This window comes from Bacillus sp. G402, from assembly GCF_051172515.1.
Classification (GTDB): domain Bacteria; phylum Bacillota; class Bacilli; order Bacillales; family Bacillaceae; genus Bacillus; species Bacillus altitudinis.
Map to the genome: position 1 here is coordinate 14,585 of NZ_JBPIZC010000001.1, position 17,949 is coordinate 32,533.

Consider the following 17,949-nt stretch of genomic DNA (forward strand, 5'->3'; position numbering starts at 1 on the left):
AAAGGAGGAAGGGACTCATGAAAAAGAAAATTGCACTTTTGCCCGGCGATGGAATCGGACCGGAAGTCGTCACATCAGCCGTCGCTGTCCTGAAAGAGACAGCGGCTCAATTTCAACACGAATTTGAATTTGAAACAGCTCTCATTGGCGGTATAGCGATAGATGAAAAAAACAATCCGCTCCCTAAAGAAACAGTAGAAGTGTGCAAAAGCGCAGATGCGATTTTATTAGGAGCTGTTGGCGGACCAAAGTGGGATCAAAACCCGCCAGAACTTCGCCCAGAAAAAGGCTTGCTCTCCATTCGCAAGCAGCTGGACTTATTTGCGAACATCCGCCCTGTCAAAGTATTTAATAGCTTGAGTGAGGCTTCACCGTTAAAACAAGATCACATTAGCGGAGTAGATTTCGTCATCGTTCGTGAATTAACTGGAGGCCTCTACTTTGGCGAACCAAGTGAGCGCTACACGGATGATGAAGGAAAAGAAGCTGCGGTTGATACACTTCTTTATACAAAGGAAGAGATTGTTCGTGTATTAAAAGAAGCGTTCGACATGGCATTAACGAGACGGAAAAAAGTAACGTCTGTGGATAAAGCAAATGTTCTCGCTTCGAGTAAACTATGGCGGGATGCGGTAGTAGAAGTTGCACCCCAATATCCAGATGTCGCATATGAGCACATGCTCGTCGATAATGCCGCGATGCAGCTGATTTATAAGCCCGCTCAATTTGATGTCATCGTGACAGAGAATATGTTTGGTGACATTTTAAGTGACGAAGCATCTATGATTACTGGCTCACTCGGCATGCTGCCATCTGCTAGTTTATCAAGCACCGGCCTTCATTTATATGAGCCGATTCATGGTTCAGCACCCGATATTGCGGGGCAAAATGTCGCAAACCCTCTGGCTACTATATTGTCAGCAGCCAGCTTGCTTAGAACATCCTTTGCTTTAGAAGAAGAAGCGGCTGCAATTGAAGCAGCTGTGGAAGCCGTTCTTGCCTCTGGCAAACGAACAAAGGACCTAGCATCAAAAGAGGGAACGTATGAAACGACTGATGATATCACGAAAGCCGTTGTAGATGCACTCAAACAACGTACGAAAACAATTGTATAAATAGAAATCTTGTTGAATTAGGTAGAGGGAGGAAAAAGGGTTATGCCTCGAACAATCATCGAAAAAATATGGGATCAGCATGTTGTCAAAAATGGCGAGGGAAAACCAGACCTTTTATATATTGATCTGCACTTGGTGCATGAGGTGACGTCACCTCAAGCATTTGAAGGATTAAGACAAAAAGGGCGCAAGGTGCGAAGACCACAAAACACATTTGCGACGATGGATCACAACATTCCGACTGTGAATCGATTTGTGATCAAAGATGAGATTGCGAAGAAGCAAGTGAGTGCTCTAGAGCGCAACTGTGCTGAATTCGGGGTCCGTCTAGCTGACCTTCACAGTGTAGACCAAGGAATCGTTCATGTCGTTGGACCAGAGCTTGGTTTAACACTTCCGGGGAAAACAATCGTGTGTGGAGATAGTCATACATCTACTCATGGCGCATTTGGTGCACTTGCCTTTGGGATTGGCACAAGTGAGGTTGAGCATGTGCTTTCCACACAAACACTTTGGCAGCAGCGTCCGAAGACACTAGAAATTAGAGTAGACGGAACGCTTCAAAAAGGGGTAACAGCCAAAGATGTCATTTTAGCAGTCATTGGCGCACATGGCGTGAAGTTCGGTTCAGGTTATGTCATTGAATACACTGGGGAAGTATTCAGAAACATGTCAATGGATGAGCGGATGACCGTTTGTAATATGTCAATTGAAGCAGGCGCAAGAGCAGGATTGATCGCACCTGATGAAGTGACCTTTGAATATTGCCGCGGACGCAAATACGCACCGCAGGGTGAAGATTTTGAAGCAGCGATCAAAGAATGGAAAGAACTAAGAACAGATCCGGGTGCGACCTATGATAAAACCATTGTTTTAGATGGAAATCATATTTCACCAATGGTCACGTGGGGAATTAACCCAGGAATGGTGCTCCCTGTGGATGCGGCAATTCCAGGACCTGAAGATTTTGCACAAGAAGATGACCAAAAAGAAGCAAAACGTGCTTATGAATACATGGGGGTTCACCCGCATCAGCGTATTGAAGATATTACGATTGAGCATGTGTTTATTGGCTCATGTACGAACTCAAGAATGACTGATTTACGCCAAGCCGCTTCTATGATTGAAGGACAAAAAGTAGCTGATCATGTCAGAGCGATTGTGGTTCCTGGCTCACAAAGTGTCAAACTGCAAGCAGAAGAAGAAGGTCTTCATGAAATTTTCCTAGAAGCAGGATTTGAATGGAGAGAATCTGGCTGTAGTATGTGCCTCAGTATGAATAACGATGTGGTCCCAGAAGGTGAACGCTGTGCATCTACATCAAACCGTAACTTTGAGGGACGTCAAGGGAAGGGTGCAAGAACGCATCTTGTCAGCCCGGCAATGGCTGCAATGGCTGCCATACATGGCCGATTTGTCGATGTCAGGAAGTTTAATCAAGAGAAAACAGTCGTGTAAGGAGTTGTGTCATAGATGGAGCCTTTAGTCACTCATAAAGGAAAAGCCGCTGTGCTTAACCGTATAAATGTAGATACAGATCAAATCATTCCGAAACAGTTTTTGAAAAGAATCGAACGAACAGGATATGGCCGATTTGCCTTCTTCGACTGGCGATATTTAGCAGATGGCAGTCCGAATCCAGATTTTGAACTCAATCAGCCGATTTATGAAGGAGCCTCTATTTTGATCGCAGGCGAAAACTTTGGCTGCGGATCATCAAGGGAACATGCGCCTTGGGCACTTGATGATTATGGTTTCAAAATTGTCATTGCCCCATCTTTCGCCGATATTTTTCATCAAAACTGTTTTAAAAACGGGATGCTTCCAATCCGCCTTGATTATGATGTGTGGAAAACGTTTGCTGCATCATATGAAAACAAAGGATATGAAATGACAGTTGATCTGGAAAAACAACAGATTCAAGACCATGAAGGGAATGTTACTCCTTTCGATGTAGATCCACACTGGAGAGAAATGCTCCTGAATGGCTATGATGAGATTTCATTAACATTGTTACTAGAAGATGAGATTCAAGCATTTGAAGAGAAACGTAGCAGCTGGCTGCGTGCATAAACAACGAGAAGCCGTCCCCGTGGTGTGACGGCTTCTTTTTTGCATGAAAACCTCTCGTTACTTGTGTTTACTAACCTTCGTTGGTAAACTGATAAAAAATATGCGCCCGAAAGGAACGTAAGCATGAAACATGACAAGAAGAAAGATAATGTCATTTTGTTTCCTGGTCTGAAAGAAAGACTGATTGAAAAAGGAATGGCAGCATTAAAAGATAAACAGTATCAAGAGGCGCTTCACTTATTTTCAGAAGCGAAATCGTATGATGACGATGAAGAATCCGATATTCATCTCGGTATGGCGATTTGTTTTCTAGAGCTTGGTGAGCTGCAGGATGCAAAGCGAGTCTGTGAAAAGATGCTACATGAAGGATATGGACACTATTTCACTGTGCTTCAAGTATATATGACCATCTTAATTCAGCTGAAAGAGTACGAGGAAGTCAAACAAACAATTGAGGCTGTCCTTGAAGAAAATCACCTTCCAGCAGAAAGTGCGGAGCATTTTTATAAGCTGCTTGAATTTAGCAGAAAGATGATTGAATCACCAGAAGAGATTTTAGACGAAGACGAGGAAGGCAGCGGAGAAATCAATATAGATGAAATGCTCGAGCGGCCAGAAGAGCAGGTGCAGTTCATCCATTCGCTGAAAGACCGAAACATCACGCCGCATATGGGTCTATTAAATACGATCCTACAAAAGCCTGATGGAAACCCTTTGGTCAAATCATTGATCCTGCAACTTCTGTCAGATCATGATGTGGCAAAGCCGGTTCATGTGACGAAGTTCGGTGATTCTTTAACGCTTGTTCCTTCTGAGGCTGTCAAGCCAGAGCAAATGCCACTGCTTCAGCAAGTCCTTCGAAAGCTCGATGACACACTCGGTAATGAGAACCCAACCCTTTACCAAGGAGTTGAAGAGTTATGGCGCCGTCACTTATTTGTGCTATATCCATTTCTTCCTAAATATACGGATCCGAGTCTTTGGGCTGCGGCACTTCATAAAGTCGGCTATGAAATGCATGGAATCGAGATTGACCTCGAAGAATTGCATTTATTGTATGATTTTAACGAACGAGAGCTGAGAGAAGCTTGTACAATGCTGAAAGATATTGAAGAAATTTCTTATTTGTAATTTGTCGATTTAGTTGAAAGACGGACTTGTTATGTTATAATATAATGGTTGTATTTGTGCATATATCGTGCGGTTGTAAGATTCCAACGGTTGAAAGACGTTATGTATAATCAAGTCAAATGTTGTATACATAAGACCGCTTCTTTAGCGGAGTGCGTGGTTTTTGATTGGACGAAGTCTTTATGATGCTTTAGAATGTAACAACGCACAATCTGAATAGATTTTTGGAGGGAAACACACATGTCAGTAAAATGGGAAAAACAAGAAGGTAACGAAGGTGTCTTAACAGTAGAAGTTGACGCTGAAACATTTAACAAAGCACTTGATGATGCATTTAAGAAAGTAGTTAAGCAAGTATCAATCCCTGGATTCCGTAAAGGGAAAGTACCACGTGGTCTTTTCGAGCAGCGTTTTGGAGTAGAATCTCTTTATCAAGATGCACTAGATATTCTTCTTCCAGTTGAATATCCGAAAGCAATCGACGAAGCTGGTATCGAGCCGGTTGACCGCCCTGAAATTGATGTTGAGAAAATCGAAAAAGGCGAAAGCTTAATCTTCACTGCAAAAGTAACAGTGAAGCCAGAAGTAAAACTTGGTGACTACAAAGGTCTTAACGTAGAAAAAGACGACACATCTGTATCTGATGAAGATGTCCAAGAAGAGTTAAAAGCTATGCAAAACCGTCAAGCTGAGCTTGTTGTCAAAGAAGAAGGCGCAATCGAAAACGGCGATACAGTTGTTCTAGATTTCGAAGGATTCGTTGATGGAGAAGCATTCGAAGGCGGAAAAGCTGAGAACTACTCTCTTGAAGTAGGTTCTGGTTCATTCATCCCTGGTTTCGAAGAGCAATTGGTTGGTCTTGAAGCAGGTGCAGAAAAAGACGTTGAAGTGACATTCCCAGAAGAATATCATGCTGAAGACCTTGCAGGTAAACCAGCTGTATTCAAAGTAAAAATTCATGAAATCAAAGCAAAAGAACTTCCAGCACTTGACGATGAGTTCGCTAAAGATGTTGATGAAGAAGTTGAAACGATTGCTGAATTAACTGAAAAAACGAAGAAACGTCTTGAAGAAGCAAAAGAAAACGAAGCAGAAGGCAAACTTCGTGAAGAGCTAGTAGCAAAAGCTTCTGAAAATGCGGAAGTTGACGTTCCTCAAGCGATGGTTGACACTGAGCTAGACCGCATGATGAAAGAATTCGAACAACGTCTTCAAATGCAAGGGATGAACCTTGAGCTTTACTTCCAGTTCTCTGGACAAGATGAAGAGGCGCTAAAAGAGCAAATGAAAGAAGATGCTGCTAAACGCGTAAAATCTAATCTTACTCTTGAAGCAATTGCTGCTGCAGAAGACCTACAAGTGTCTGATGAAGAAGTGGAAGAAGAACTTTCAAAAATGGCTGAAGCATACAACATGCCAGTTGAAAATATCAAACAAGCGATCGGTTCTACTGAAGCAATGAAAGAAGATTTAAAAGTTCGTAAAGCAATTGATTTTCTTGTAGAAAACCGTTAATATGGTGCATAATAATAAAACAGGGCGCGAGTGACTCGTGCCTTGTTTTGTACAATTTTTGACTTATCATCGCTTCTTTTGGAAACGATAGTGTAAGTCGCATCTTTCTGTCATACATATCTCAATGTGCAGTGTTACAAACACATCATTACCGTCTTTTAGGAAAGTATGGTAAAATGCATACATACTGGACCCAGAAGGGTAGCTGACTGTTAGCTACAGGCAAGTGAAGAAGAATAAGGGGTGAAAGAATGTTTAAATTCAACGAGGAAAAAGGTCAATTAAAATGCTCGTTTTGCGGAAAAACGCAAGATCAAGTGCGTAAACTGGTCGCAGGACCTGGCGTATATATATGTGATGAATGTATCGAGCTTTGCACGGAAATAGTTGAAGAAGAGCTCGGTACTGAGGAAGAAGTTGAATTCAAGGATGTTCCGAAACCTCATGAAATCCGGGAAATTCTTGATGAATATGTCATCGGACAAGAGAATGCGAAGAAATCCTTAGCTGTAGCGGTTTATAACCATTACAAGCGGATTAATTCCAACAGTAAGATTGATGATGTTGAGCTTTCGAAAAGTAACATTTCTATGATTGGACCTACAGGAAGCGGTAAAACATTACTTGCTCAAACGCTTGCACGTATTTTAAATGTTCCATTTGCGATTGCAGATGCGACGTCTTTAACAGAAGCAGGTTACGTTGGGGAAGACGTAGAGAATATTTTACTAAAGCTGATCCAAGCAGCAGATTATGATGTAGAAAAAGCTGAAAAAGGCATTATCTACATCGATGAGATCGATAAAGTAGCAAGAAAATCAGAAAACCCTTCTATCACTCGTGATGTATCTGGGGAAGGTGTACAGCAAGCCCTTTTGAAAATTCTTGAAGGAACAGTCGCTAGTGTACCGCCTCAAGGTGGACGTAAGCATCCTCATCAAGAATTCATTCAAATTGATACAACAAATATCCTCTTCATTTGTGGTGGAGCCTTTGACGGCATTGAGCAAATCATCAAACGCCGCCTAGGTCAAAAAGTCATTGGATTCGGTGCGGAAAATAAAATTGAAGATCTTGAAAAAGAAGTCCTTCTATCAAAAGTTCTGCCAGAAGACTTACTTCGCTTCGGTTTAATCCCAGAATTCATCGGTCGTCTTCCGGTTATTGCAAGCCTAGAGCCGTTAGATGAAAAAGCACTTGTAGAAATCTTGACGAAGCCTAAAAATGCGCTCGTTAAGCAATATACAAAAATGCTTGAGCTTGATGATGTTGAGCTTGAGTTTGAAGAAGATGCTCTTAGCGAAATTGCGAAAAAAGCAATTGAGCGTAAAACAGGAGCTCGTGGTCTTCGCTCCATCATTGAAGGCATCATGCTTGATGTGATGTTTGATCTTCCATCTCGTGATGATATTGAGAAATGTGTCATTACTGGTGAAACGGTTGCTGATGGTGAGCCGCCTCGCCTTGTCTTAAAAGACGGTACAGTCGTGAATAAAGATACAAAAACATCAGCATAAGCCCGTTTGATGACTCCTGAATCTTTTGATTCAGGAGTTTTTTATTTATCGTGGAAGTTGTGTTTATTCCGTCCAGCTCTAGGAAATACTAGCAGACAGAAACCAATACATAACGATAGATGAAGGAGGGAGCACCGATTGAGCTGGACAGGAATCGTATTATTCATACAACTGTTCTTTGGTATCGTCATCGGGTTGTACTTTTGGAACTTACTGAAAAATCAGCGCACACAAAAGGTGACGATCGATAAAGAATCAAAAAAAGAAATGGAAGCACTCAGAAAGATGCGATCCATTAAACTGAGTGAACCTTTATCAGAGAGAGTCCGGCCAAAGGGGTTTCAAGATATTGTAGGGCAGGAAGACGGTATACGTGCACTTAAAGCTGCCCTGTGTGGACCGAACCCGCAACATGTCATCGTCTACGGGCCGCCTGGTGTTGGAAAAACAGCTGCTGCCCGTCTAGTGATGGAAGAGGCGAAGCGTCACGCTGATTCACCATTTAAAAAAGATGCAGTATTTGTTGAGCTTGATGCCACAACGGCAAGATTTGATGAACGAGGCATCGCAGACCCCTTGATTGGTTCTGTACATGATCCCATTTATCAAGGAGCAGGGGCCATGGGACAGGCCGGCATTCCGCAGCCGAAACAAGGAGCGGTCACACATGCTCATGGCGGCGTTCTCTTTATCGATGAAATTGGAGAACTGCATCCGATTCAAATGAACAAAATGCTCAAAGTGCTAGAAGATCGAAAAGTGTTTTTAGACAGTGCTTATTACAGTGAAGAAAATACGCAAATACCGAATCACATCCATGATATTTTTCAAAATGGGTTGCCCGCTGATTTTCGACTGATTGGCGCTACAACAAGAACACCGGACGAAATTCCGCCGGCTATTCGATCAAGATGTTTGGAGATTTTCTTCAAGGATTTGGATCAGCATGAGCTGAAAATTGTTGCAGCTAAAGCAGTCGAGAAAATACAGAAGGAATTAAGTGACGAAGGACTGAACCTGTTAACATCTTATGTGAAAAATGGACGTGAAGCGGTCAACATGGTACAGATCGCCGCAGGTATGGCTGTCACTGAAAACCGAAAAGATATTACGATCGCCGATGTAGAATGGGTCATTCATTCAAGCCAGCTGACACCAAGATATGAACAAAAAGTACCGGAAAAGCCAAAGGTAGGAGTAGTAAATGGTCTTGCCGTGTATGGACCGAATAGCGGGGCTCTGCTTGAAATTGAAGTGAACATTTGTAAAGCGCTTGAAAAAGGCAGTATCAATATTACTGGTATTGCGGAAGAAGAAAGCATCGGCAATCAGTCGAAATCAATCAGACGGAAAAGTATGGCGAAGGGCTCAGTTGAAAATGTCTTAACCGTGCTTCGAAACTTAGGCATACGAACAAATGAATATGATATCCACATTAATTTTCCGGCTGGTGCCCCGATTGATGGGCCGTCTGCTGGAATTGCGATGGCCACAGCCATTTTCTCAGCCATTCATCAAATTCCGATTGATCATTTAACGGCGATGACCGGTGAGATTGGATTACAAGGTCAGGTGAAGCCGATTGGCGGTGTCATACCAAAAATCAAGGCAGCCAAACAAGCGGGTGTCAAAACAGTGATCATCCCTTATGACAATCAGCAGTCGATCTTAAAAGAGATTGAAGGGGTTACGATTGTGCCTGTGAAGCATTTCCAAGAAGTGCTGGATCAGTGTTTGGTCAATCCGCCAGATGAGAAGAAAGATGGACTAGAAGAAGAAATGAAAAGGAAATCTGTTTAATCCCCATCTCATATGGGGATTTTTTAGTGAAATAGATCTTTTTTTCTTTTTCAAGATAAAAAGAAAGGGTATACTACGGTAAGATCATCATTTCTCAAGTCTTTTACATTGTACAAGACTGAAACAGGTATATTATAATGATTCATACTAGTGACGGAGGTGTCTATCAACATGGCAGATGAAATCAAAAAGAATGTTCCGCTCCTTCCACTGCGAGGCTTGCTTGTTTATCCAACAATGGTCTTGCATTTGGACGTTGGGCGCGAAAAGTCTGTTCAAGCATTAGAACAGGCCATGATGAACGATCATATGATTTTTCTAGCAACACAGCGGGAAATTTCAATAGATGAACCAGGTGAAGAGGAAATTTTCAAAGTCGGCACCTACACAAAAATTAAACAAATGCTGAAGCTGCCAAATGGAACGATCCGTGTGCTCGTCGAAGGCTTAAATCGAGCGCAGATCGAATCCTACATGGAGCTAGAAGACTATACGTCAGTCGATATTAAAGAGTTGACAGAAGAAGAATTAAAGGACGCAGAAGCAGAAGCACTCATGCGCACTTTGTTAGATCACTTTGATCAGTACATAAAAATTTCAAAAAAAATCTCAGCTGAAACATATGCAACGGTGACGGATATTGAAGAACCTGGAAGAATGGCGGATATCGTCGCTTCCCACCTTCCTTTGAAATTAAAAGACAAGCAAGAAGTGCTGGAAACAGTCGATGTCAAAAAACGGTTGAATCGGGTCATCAGTCTCATTCACAATGAAAAAGAAGTGCTAGAGATTGAAAAGAAAATTGGCCAGCGTGTCAAACGTTCAATGGAGCGAACGCAAAAAGAATATTATTTGCGCGAACAAATGAAAGCTATTCAAAAAGAGCTTGGAGACAAAGAGGGGAAAACAGGCGAAGTCAGTACGCTTATGGCTAAAATTGAAGAGTCCGGCATGCCAGATTCCGTTCGTGAAACGGCTTTAAAAGAACTGAACCGTTATGAAAAAATCCCTTCAAGCTCTGCTGAGAGTTCTGTCATTCGCAATTATATTGATTGGCTGATCAATCTGCCGTGGGGCACTTATACAGAAGATCGTCTAGATTTAAAGCTTGCAAGCGAAATTTTAGATGACGAGCACCACGGGCTTGAAAAAGTAAAAGAGCGGGTACTCGAATATCTTGCTGTTCAAAAACTAACAAATTCATTAAAGGGACCGATTCTTTGCTTGGCAGGACCTCCTGGGGTAGGGAAGACGTCACTTGCAAAATCCATTGCTAAATCACTTGATCGAAAGTTTATCCGTATCTCTCTTGGCGGTGTACGTGATGAATCTGAGATCCGTGGTCATCGAAGAACCTATGTAGGTGCGATGCCGGGCCGTATCATTCGCGGGATGAGCAAGGCGGGCACAATGAATCCGGTCTTTCTTTTAGATGAAATTGATAAAATGTCTTCTGACTTTAGGGGAGATCCGTCTTCTGCGATGCTTGAAGTGTTAGATCCAGAGCAAAATCATAATTTTAGCGATCATTATATTGAAGAGACATTTGATTTGTCTCAAGTCTTATTTATCGCAACTGCCAACAATTTAGCAACCATTCCGGGTCCACTTCGTGATAGAATGGAGATTATCACGATTGCAGGGTATACGGAAGTTGAAAAAGCAGAAATTGTGAAAGATCACCTTCTGCCGAAGCAGCTAAAGGAGCACGGATTAAAGAAAGGGAACTTGCAGCTTCGTGAAGCAGCGATTTACGATATGATTCGCTATTACACGAGAGAAGCAGGAGTCCGCGGGTTAGAGCGTCAGCTAGCGGCGATTTGCCGAAAAGCGGCAAGAGCAATTGTGGCTGAAGACCGCAAACGCATCACAGTGACGGAAAAGAACTTATCTGAATTCCTCGGAAAAAGACTTTACCGTTATGGTCAGGCGGAAACGACCGATCAGGTCGGCGTTGTCACAGGCCTTGCATATACCACAGTTGGCGGAGACACCTTGTCCATCGAGGTCTCACTCTCGCCTGGTAAAGGCAAGCTTTTGCTAACAGGTAAGCTCGGTGATGTCATGAGAGAATCTGCGCAGGCGGCATTCAGTTATATCCGTTCAAAAGCAGATGAACTGAACATTGATCCTCAATTTAATGAAAAGCACGATATTCATATCCATGTTCCAGAGGGTGCGGTTCCAAAGGACGGGCCATCAGCTGGTATTACCATTGCGACGGCTCTTGTATCAGCACTCACAGGACGTCCTGTTTCAAAAGAGGTTGGCATGACAGGAGAAATTACGTTAAGAGGAAGAGTGCTTCCGATTGGCGGATTAAAAGAAAAAGCATTAGGCGCACATCGTGCAGGACTGAAAACGATTATTCTTCCAAAGGACAATGAGAAGGATATTGATGATATTCCTGAAAGTGTGAGAGAAGGATTAACTTTTATTCCGGTTTCACATTTAGATGAGGTGCTTGAGAAAGCGTTAGTAGGAGAGGGAAGATGAAAGTAACAAAATCAGATATCGTCATTAGTGCGGTGAAACCAGAGCAGTACCCGAGCGGGGGACTGCCTGAGATCGCACTTGCTGGACGATCAAATGTTGGAAAGTCCTCGTTCATTAACTCATTGATTAATCGGAAAAATTTAGCGCGTACGTCTTCTAAACCAGGAAAGACCCAGACGCTTAATTTTTATATTATTAATGATATGCTCCATTTTGTGGACGTCCCCGGTTATGGCTTTGCGAAAGTATCAAAAACAGAGCGCGAAGCATGGGGGAGAATGATCGAAACGTATATTACAATGCGTGAAGAGTTAAAAGCAGTCGTCCAAATTGTGGATCTGCGTCATAAACCATCCGCAGATGATGTGAACATGTATGAATTCCTTAAATACTATGGAGTTCCTGTGATCATTATTGCGACAAAGGCCGATAAAATTCCAAAAGGCAAATGGGAAAAGCATGCGAAAGTCGTCAAACAGACACTCGACATCGATCCATCAGATGAATTAATCCTTTTCTCTTCTGAAACAAAAAAGGGAAAAGATGAAGCCTGGAATGCGATCCTTGCGAAGATTAACAGCTGAAAAAAGGCATCTGCTATGTGCAGATGCCTTTTTATTGTATAAGTTATTTCCTTTTTAAAAATAATAAGAGGAGACTGACAGCAATCAATACATATGGCCAGTACAATTCAAAACCGGAAGTAGGGATGGAAAGTGTGCTAAGTTGCTTCGTAATTTGTTGAAAGAAATAAAGGAATAGACCGAGTGCAATGAGAACAACACTTTCTATTCGATATTCCTTTTTCTGTGATGATTTCATCAAAAGTGCGAGGCCGATGATGAACACAATCATCGTAAATGTATCTGGCCAGTGTTCTAATTTCGGCTGAAGGATAAAGTGTAGCGCAAGGCCTGTCATGAGCATACCGATAAACACATGAGAGGTTTCCTGTTCCTTCTTTCCTTGATATAAGAAAGCAAGGCCAAAAAGCAGTACAAGTGTATACCATTTCTCCTGATCTTTCCAAATGTCAAATTGATCTCCTGAGAGAATGGCATATAGCGCTACAGCCAGCAAAGTGAGCGGCAGCAAAATAGATTTCTTCTTCAAAGATGTCACCTTCTTATAAGCAGATCATTTGTCCGCACGCGCCAAATCTGGTAAATTGCTTGAAGTGATGATATGGCATTCGATGTCGAACATTTTTCTACTATATCACAACATTTTTGAAATCTGTTCACAATTTTTATCCAGTTAAAAATGAATATATGTTATAATCATTATAAATAATAAATTCTATATTGTAATTATTATAAATTAGACAGGGCGTTGGGGGTGCAAGCTGAAGTTATGCATATTCTTGTTGTGGGTTTAGATTATAAAACAGCCCCTGTTGAGATACGGGAACAGCTGAGCTTTGAACCGAGCGAGCTCGGAACAGCGATGTCCAAGCTTAAAGAAGAAAAAAGCATTCTAGAGAATATCGTCATCTCAACATGTAATCGAACAGAGATCTACGCAGTTGTAGATCAGCTTCATACTGGTCGGTTTTATATAAAAAGATTTTTAGCAGATTGGTTCGGTTTAGAAAAAGAAGATGTCTCTCCATATTTGAAGTTTTATGAAAATGATGGAGCGGTTGAGCATTTATTCCGGGTTGCCTGTGGACTTGATTCTATGGTCATTGGTGAAACACAAATACTCGGTCAAGTGCGCTCAAGCTTTAAAGTTGCTCAAGAGGAGAAGACCATTGGTACCGTTTTCAATTATTTATTTAAGCAGGCGGTAACAGTTGCGAAGCGCTCTCATGCGGAAACAGATATTGCGTCTAATGCTGTATCTGTCAGCTATGCGGCAGTGGAACTTGCCAAAAAAATCTTTGGACGTCTTTCTGATAAGCATGTCCTTATTCTTGGTGCGGGTAAAATGGGCGAGCTGGCGGCTCAAAACCTTCAAGGTCAAGGGATTGGTCAGGTAACAGTCATCAATCGAACGTTCGAAAAGGCCAAAGAACTGGCAGGCCGTTTTTCAGGAGAGCCTAAGAGCTTGAATCAATTAGAAAAGACATTATCTGAAGCGGATATTTTAATTAGCTCTACTGGGGCTAAACAATTTGTGATTACAAAAGAAATGGTCGAAAAAGCGAACAAACATAGAAAAGGCAGACCTCTATTCATGGTGGATATTGCAGTACCGCGTGATTTAGATCCAGCTATTTCTGAAGTAGAAGGTGCTTTTTTGTATGACATTGATGACCTTGAGGGCATTGTGGCAGCTAACCTGAAAGAGCGCCGTGCAGTAGCTGAAGAGGTGGAGCTTCTCATCGAAGCTGAAATTGTGGAATTTAAACAATGGCTTAATACGCTCGGAGTGGTTCCTGTGATTTCTGCTTTAAGAGAAAAAGCACTCTCGATTCAAGCGGATACGATGCAAAGCATCGAACGAAAGCTTCCAAACCTCACAAATCGTGAAATGAAGCTGTTAAATAAACATACGAAAAGCATCATCAATCAAATGCTGAAAGATCCTATCTTAAAGGCCAAAGAAATTGCCGGGGAGCCGAATGCAGAGGAAAAGCTTTTACTCTTTAAAGAAATCTTTGATTTACAGGTTGAAGATGAAGAGCAAAAGGCAGAGCCGATGCAGGTGGAGCAAGGGGCATTTCAACTGTTCAAATCAAATATGGCACAAGGCCTTGCTACAGTTGCCAGTGAGTGATTAGGCGATGATGGAATCCATTGTAGCGAGACTAGGCGAAGCGACGATCTTGATCTATGCACTCAGTGTCTTGTTCTATTTCATAGATTTTCTTCAACACAACCGGAAGGCTGGAAAAATGGCTTTCTGGTTGCTTTCTATTGTCTGGCTGCTGCAAACAGTCTACATGTTTTATATTATGATGGAAACAGACCGATTCCCTGTGTTGAATGTAGCAGAGGGGTTATATTTTTATACGTGGGTGCTTGTGACATTGTCACTTGTTTTGACAAAAATATTACGTGTTGAATTTATTGTGTTTTTTACAAATGTGATTGGTTTTTCCATGATGGCGATTCACACCTTTACACCATCCGATCTTCATTCTGCCGAACTGACGGGAAAGCTGACGAGTGAGCTGCTCGTCATTCATATTACGATGGCCATTTTATCATACGGCGCTTTTTCACTTTCATTTGCTTTTTCACTCCTCTATCTATTTCAATATCGTTTGCTGAAAAAGAAAAAGTGGGGAAAATGGCTTTTGAGAATTGAAGACTTATCAAAGCTTGATCACATGGCGTATGTCTTAAATATTATTGGCGTACCGATGCTCTTGCTTAGTTTAATTCTTGGCATTATATGGGCATATATTTCGTATGATACGTTGTACTGGACAGATGCAAAGGTGCTCGGTTCGTTTATTATGCTGTTTTTATACGGCTTTTACTTATACATTAGACTGGTGAGAAATATGCAGGGCAAAATCGTGGCGCGTTGGAATGTCGCTTCATTTCTTGTGCTGATGATCAATTATTTTCTGCTTGGTAGCTTATCAACCTTTCATTGGTTTCAATAATGATGAGTCTTAAGGGCATTGTCGGGAGGAAGACGTAATGCGTACAATTAAAGTAGGTTCTAGACGAAGCAAACTTGCGATTACACAAACAAAATGGGTCATTCAAAAGTTGTCTGAACTAAACCCTTCTTATTCTTTTGAAATTAAAGAGATTGTGACAAAGGGTGATCAAATTTTAGATGTGACCTTATCAAAGGTTGGCGGAAAAGGTCTGTTTGTTAAAGAAATTGAACAGGCAATGCTGAACCATGACATCGATATGGCAGTACACAGCATGAAAGATATGCCGGCTTCTCTTCCAGAAGGTTTAGTCATCGGCTGTATTCCTGAGCGTGAAGATGTGCGGGATGCATTGATTTCAAAGGATCATCTCCGTCTTCATGAACTACCAAAGGGAGCGATTGTGGGAACGAGCAGCTTACGGCGCAGTGCTCAGCTTCTTCAGGAGAGACCAGATCTTGAGATTAAATGGATCCGTGGAAACATTGATACGAGACTCGAAAAACTGAAAAATGAAGAATATGATGCGATTATTCTAGCGGCTGCCGGATTGTCTAGAATGGGTTGGAGTCAAGAAGTCGTGTCGGAATTTTTATCTCCTGATACTTGCCTTCCTGCTGTGGGGCAGGGCGCATTGTCGATAGAATGCCGCGGAGATGACGAAGAGCTCTTGCAGCTGTTAGCTCAATTCACAAATGAGTATACAAAGAAAACGGTCCTTGCTGAAAGAGCCTTCCTTAAGCAAATGGATGGAAGCTGTCAAGTGCCGATCGCTGGTTACGCAACGATGAATGAGCGTGATGAAATTGAATTGACAGGTCTTGTGGCATCTGCGGATGGGCATACGATTATTCGAGAAACCGTAACAGGTACTGACCCTGAGGCAATCGGAACAGCATGTGCGAAGCACATGGCTGATAAGGGAGCAAAGGATTTGATCGACAAGGTGAAAAAGGATCTGTCTTCCCAATGACGATAGCCAAATCGCTTTACGGACAGACGGTGCTTGTCACTCGAAATGAACGTCAAGCGGGTGCGTTTCAGCAGAAAATTGAAGCGCTGAACGGCCATGCTGTTTTAACCTCTCTTATCAGGTTTGAGCCAACGCTGACAAAAGAAAAAGCGAAGGCATTTTTAGAAGACTTAGAAGCAAGCCATTGGCTTGTGTTTACGAGTGTAAATGGTGCGTCTTTTTTTCTTAGTTATATAGAGAAGCATCAATTACATCAAAGCTTATCCCACTTGAAAGTGGCGGCCGTAGGTGAAAAAACATCTGCCTATCTGATGCAGCACGGCCTAAAAGTGGATGTGGTTCCAGAGCGATTTATAGCAGAAGAACTGGCAGATGCTTTAATTGAACATGTACACCCAGAAGAATGTGTCTTTGTAGCAAAAGGCCATCTGTCACGAGATGTGGTGAAGAATACCCTCGTTCCGCTTGGCATTGACGTAAAAGAGTGGATTATATATGAAACAGTGAAGGATGAGGACGGAATTATCGCACTCAAGTCGGCAATGATGGAGCAATCATTTGATTTTATTACATTTACTAGCTCCTCCACTGTTCATTCTTTTATGCACGCCATGGAGGCTGATATCGATAGATTAGCTGCATCAGACACATGTTTTGTGAGCATCGGTCCTCTTACACAAGAGGCGCTGCTTCAATACGGGATTTCTTCTGAAACCCCAGATACTTATACGATAGACGGGATGCTTGATTTGATGTGCCGTTTATCTGAAAGGAAGTTGAACCAATGATGAAATTTAACAGACACCGCAGATTGCGTACAAGCGCAGGAATGAGAGAATTGGTAAGAGAAACATTTTTAAGACCCTCTGATTTCATTTATCCCATCTTTTTTGTAGAGGGAGAGAATGTCCGGAAAGAAGTCCCTTCAATGCCGGGTGTCTATCACATTTCAGTTGATCTTGTGAAAGAAGAAGTCCAAGAGCTTGTTGACCTTGGGATTAAATCTATCATTGTTTTTGGGGTACCAGACCATAAAGACCATGTAGGCAGTGAAGCTTATCACGATCATGGGATTGTTCAAAGAGCAACGCTTGAAATCAAAAAGCATTTCCCTGAGCTTGTGGTCATTGCTGATACTTGCTTATGCCAATATACAGATCACGGACATTGTGGAATCGTTGAAGATGGAGAAATTTTAAATGATGAATCTCTTCAGCTCTTAGCGAAAACCGCTGTCAGTCAGGCTCGTGCAGGTGCAGATATCATTGCTCCATCAAACATGATGGATGGCTTTGTTATCGCAATTCGTGAGGCGCTTGATGAGGCCGGCTTTGTTCATGTGCCTGTCATGTCATATGCTGTGAAATATGCAAGTGCTTTTTACGGTCCGTTTCGTGATGCGGCGCATAGCACACCGCAGTTTGGAGATCGTAAAACGTATCAAATGGACCCTGCAAACCGCTTAGAAGCACTGAGAGAAGCGCAGTCTGATGTAGAAGAAGGCGCTGACTTCCTGATTGTGAAGCCGTCACTTTCATACTTAGATATCATGCGTGATGTGAAAAATGAATTTACACTTCCTGTTGTTGCTTACAATGTGAGCGGAGAGTATGCAATGGTCAAAGCAGCAGCTCAAAATGGGTGGATTTCTGAAAAAGAGCTTGTTCTTGAAATGCTGACTAGCATGAAACGTGCAGGCGCAGAATTAATCATTACGTATCATGCAAAAGATGCAGCAAAATGGCTCTCAGAATAAAGAACGGATAGACA

15 protein-coding genes are annotated in these 17,949 nt (G+C 42.1%); 14 read left to right on the plus strand and 1 reads right to left on the minus strand.

From position 1 onward, the window contains the following. Nucleotides 1-17: 17 nt before the first annotated feature. The 9 genes from leuB to yihA all read left to right on the plus strand — a co-directional run bounded on the left by leuB (nucleotide 18) and on the right by yihA (nucleotide 12,231). Nucleotides 18-1,115 (plus strand): 3-isopropylmalate dehydrogenase, encoded by a 1,098-nt coding sequence (gene leuB, locus ACSBQP_RS00075; protein WP_435028078.1) that lies wholly within the window; start codon nucleotides 18-20, stop codon nucleotides 1,113-1,115. A 42-nt stretch (nucleotides 1,116-1,157) separates the two neighbouring features. Continuing rightward, nucleotides 1,158-2,573 (plus strand): 3-isopropylmalate dehydratase large subunit, encoded by a 1,416-nt coding sequence (gene leuC / locus ACSBQP_RS00080; protein WP_007501575.1) that lies wholly within the window; start codon nucleotides 1,158-1,160, stop codon nucleotides 2,571-2,573. A 15-nt stretch (nucleotides 2,574-2,588) separates the two neighbouring features. Beyond that, complete coding sequence (gene leuD, locus ACSBQP_RS00085; protein ID WP_008342843.1) at nucleotides 2,589-3,188, plus strand: 3-isopropylmalate dehydratase small subunit; 600 nt, start codon at nucleotides 2,589-2,591, stop codon at nucleotides 3,186-3,188. 123 nt (nucleotides 3,189-3,311) lie between these two features. After that, nucleotides 3,312-4,319, plus strand: coding sequence for a DNA damage checkpoint antagonist DdcA (gene ddcA, locus ACSBQP_RS00090; RefSeq protein ID WP_007501571.1), 1,008 nt, complete (start codon nucleotides 3,312-3,314; stop codon nucleotides 4,317-4,319). 240 nt (nucleotides 4,320-4,559) lie between these two features. Beyond that, nucleotides 4,560-5,834: a trigger factor gene (tig, locus tag ACSBQP_RS00095; protein WP_035701776.1), complete on the plus strand. Its 1,275-nt coding sequence runs from the start codon at nucleotides 4,560-4,562 to the stop codon at nucleotides 5,832-5,834. 251 nt (nucleotides 5,835-6,085) lie between these two features. Next, entirely contained in the window at nucleotides 6,086-7,351 is a 1,266-nt protein-coding gene (gene clpX, locus ACSBQP_RS00100; RefSeq protein ID WP_017358145.1) for an ATP-dependent protease ATP-binding subunit ClpX, read from the plus strand. Between the two features lie 138 nt (nucleotides 7,352-7,489). Next, nucleotides 7,490-9,151: an ATP-dependent protease LonB gene (gene lonB / locus ACSBQP_RS00105; RefSeq protein ID WP_007501566.1), complete on the plus strand. Its 1,662-nt coding sequence runs from the start codon at nucleotides 7,490-7,492 to the stop codon at nucleotides 9,149-9,151. Between the two features lie 171 nt (nucleotides 9,152-9,322). Then, complete coding sequence (lon, locus tag ACSBQP_RS00110; protein ID WP_007501564.1) at nucleotides 9,323-11,647, plus strand: endopeptidase La; 2,325 nt, start codon at nucleotides 9,323-9,325, stop codon at nucleotides 11,645-11,647. Beyond that, nucleotides 11,644-12,231: a ribosome biogenesis GTP-binding protein YihA/YsxC gene (yihA, locus tag ACSBQP_RS00115; protein ID WP_007501562.1), complete on the plus strand. Its 588-nt coding sequence runs from the start codon at nucleotides 11,644-11,646 to the stop codon at nucleotides 12,229-12,231. The genes lon and yihA overlap by 4 nt, the downstream gene beginning before the upstream one ends. Before the next feature lie 43 nt (nucleotides 12,232-12,274). Here yihA and ACSBQP_RS00120 read toward each other — a convergent pair whose 3' ends face one another. Further along, a complete protein-coding gene (locus tag ACSBQP_RS00120) occupies nucleotides 12,275-12,760 on the minus strand; it encodes a hypothetical protein (RefSeq protein WP_017358144.1) in 486 nt (161 codons plus the stop codon). Nucleotides 12,761-13,000: 240 nt separating this feature from the next. Between ACSBQP_RS00120 and hemA the strand changes: the two genes are divergently transcribed. The 5 genes from hemA to hemB are packed head-to-tail and all read left to right on the plus strand — an operon-like array spanning nucleotide 13,001 to nucleotide 17,935. Beyond that, nucleotides 13,001-14,368 (plus strand): glutamyl-tRNA reductase, encoded by a 1,368-nt coding sequence (gene hemA, locus ACSBQP_RS00125; RefSeq protein ID WP_048003357.1) that lies wholly within the window; start codon nucleotides 13,001-13,003, stop codon nucleotides 14,366-14,368. A gap of 7 nt (nucleotides 14,369-14,375) precedes the next feature. Then, on the plus strand, nucleotides 14,376-15,206 hold the full coding sequence (locus tag ACSBQP_RS00130) for a cytochrome c biogenesis protein (protein WP_435028081.1): 831 nt from the start codon (nucleotides 14,376-14,378) through the stop codon (nucleotides 15,204-15,206). Between the two features lie 37 nt (nucleotides 15,207-15,243). Then, nucleotides 15,244-16,179, plus strand: coding sequence for a hydroxymethylbilane synthase (gene hemC / locus ACSBQP_RS00135; RefSeq protein WP_008342828.1), 936 nt, complete (start codon nucleotides 15,244-15,246; stop codon nucleotides 16,177-16,179). After that, nucleotides 16,176-16,967, plus strand: coding sequence for a uroporphyrinogen-III synthase (locus ACSBQP_RS00140; protein WP_008342826.1), 792 nt, complete (start codon nucleotides 16,176-16,178; stop codon nucleotides 16,965-16,967). The genes hemC and ACSBQP_RS00140 overlap by 4 nt, the downstream gene beginning before the upstream one ends. Then, a complete protein-coding gene (hemB, locus tag ACSBQP_RS00145; protein ID WP_007501555.1) occupies nucleotides 16,964-17,935 on the plus strand; it encodes a porphobilinogen synthase in 972 nt (323 codons plus the stop codon). The genes ACSBQP_RS00140 and hemB overlap by 4 nt, the downstream gene beginning before the upstream one ends. Nucleotides 17,936-17,949: the final 14 nt, after the last annotated feature.

Excerpts from the sequence above, each read along its gene's own strand:
- leuC (WP_007501575.1), top strand. The coding sequence starts at position 1,158 with ATGCCTCGAACAATCATCGAAAAAATATGGGATCAGCATGTTGTCAAA.
- ACSBQP_RS00130 (WP_435028081.1), top strand. The coding sequence starts at position 14,376 with ATGATGGAATCCATTGTAGCGAGACTAGGCGAAGCGACGATCTTGATC.
- leuD (WP_008342843.1), top strand. The coding sequence starts at position 2,589 with ATGGAGCCTTTAGTCACTCATAAAGGAAAAGCCGCTGTGCTTAACCGT.
- lon (WP_007501564.1), top strand. The coding sequence starts at position 9,323 with ATGGCAGATGAAATCAAAAAGAATGTTCCGCTCCTTCCACTGCGAGGC.
- tig (WP_035701776.1), top strand. The coding sequence starts at position 4,560 with ATGTCAGTAAAATGGGAAAAACAAGAAGGTAACGAAGGTGTCTTAACA.
- ddcA (WP_007501571.1), top strand. The coding sequence starts at position 3,312 with ATGAAACATGACAAGAAGAAAGATAATGTCATTTTGTTTCCTGGTCTG.
- hemB (WP_007501555.1), top strand. The coding sequence starts at position 16,964 with ATGATGAAATTTAACAGACACCGCAGATTGCGTACAAGCGCAGGAATG.
- hemC (WP_008342828.1), top strand. The coding sequence starts at position 15,244 with ATGCGTACAATTAAAGTAGGTTCTAGACGAAGCAAACTTGCGATTACA.
- yihA (WP_007501562.1), top strand. The coding sequence starts at position 11,644 with ATGAAAGTAACAAAATCAGATATCGTCATTAGTGCGGTGAAACCAGAG.
- hemA (WP_048003357.1), top strand. The coding sequence starts at position 13,001 with ATGCATATTCTTGTTGTGGGTTTAGATTATAAAACAGCCCCTGTTGAG.
- leuB (WP_435028078.1), top strand. The coding sequence starts at position 18 with ATGAAAAAGAAAATTGCACTTTTGCCCGGCGATGGAATCGGACCGGAA.
- ACSBQP_RS00140 (WP_008342826.1), top strand. The coding sequence starts at position 16,176 with ATGACGATAGCCAAATCGCTTTACGGACAGACGGTGCTTGTCACTCGA.
- clpX (WP_017358145.1), top strand. The coding sequence starts at position 6,086 with ATGTTTAAATTCAACGAGGAAAAAGGTCAATTAAAATGCTCGTTTTGC.